The organism is Streptomyces sp. 13-12-16, assembly GCF_002114215.1.
Classification (GTDB): domain Bacteria; phylum Actinomycetota; class Actinomycetes; order Streptomycetales; family Streptomycetaceae; genus Streptomyces.
The window spans coordinates 1-877 of record NZ_NCTE01001353.1; the positions used below are offsets into that span (position 1 = coordinate 1).

1 protein-coding gene is annotated in these 877 nt (G+C 75.8%); it reads left to right on the forward strand.

From position 1 onward, the window contains the following. Positions 1–877: AMP-binding protein (locus B7767_RS40785; protein WP_143652948.1), on the forward strand; the 877-nt coding region annotated here is incomplete at both ends.

Below are 877 nucleotides of genomic sequence, written 5' to 3' on the forward strand. Positions count from 1 at the left end.
CGCGGACTGCCGCGGGCCGGCGAGGTCGTCGAGCCCGCCACCGACCCGGCGGTGGCCGCCGCACCCGCCACCGACCCGGGCGTCGCGTGCGGCCCCGACGCCGTGGCCTACGTCATCCACACCTCGGGCTCCACCGGCGCGCCCAAGGGCGTGGAGGTCACCCACCGCGGCGTGCTCGCGTTCACCGCCGACTCCTCCTGGTCCGAGGCGCACCGGCGGATCCTGTCCCTGGCCCCCTACGCCTTCGGCGTCTCCACGTACGAGATCTGGGTGCCGCTGCTGCGCGGCGGCCGTGTCGTCCTGGCCCCGCCCGGCGAGCCCGACGTGGCCACCGTCCGCCGGCTCCTCGCCGACGAGTCCATCACCGCCCTGCACGTGACGGCCGGACTCTTCCGCGTCTTCGCCCAGGAGGCCCCCGACGTCTTCGCCCCGGTCCGGGAGGTGCTCACCGGCGGCGACGTGATCGCCCCGACGGCCGTACGGCGGGTGCTCGACGCCTGCCCGGACACCGTCGTACGGGCCATGTACGGCGCCACCGAGCTCACCGCCTTCGCGGCGCACACCACGATGACCGCCGCCTGCCCGCCGGACGGCCCGGTCCCCGTGGGCCGGCCGATGGACGGCCTGGAGTTCCGGCTCCTCGGTCCCGGCCTCGTCCCCGTGCCCGACGGGGAGACCGGCGAACTGTACGTCGCCGGCGACCGGCTGGCCCGCGGCTACCACCACGACACCGCACTGACCGACGAGCGCTTCGTCACCGACCCCGCCGGTACGCGCATGTACCGCACCGGCGACCTCATGCGGCGCACCGCCGACGGGCAGCTGGAGTTCGCCGGGCGCGTCGGCGACCAGGTCAAGATCCGCGGTTACCTCGTGG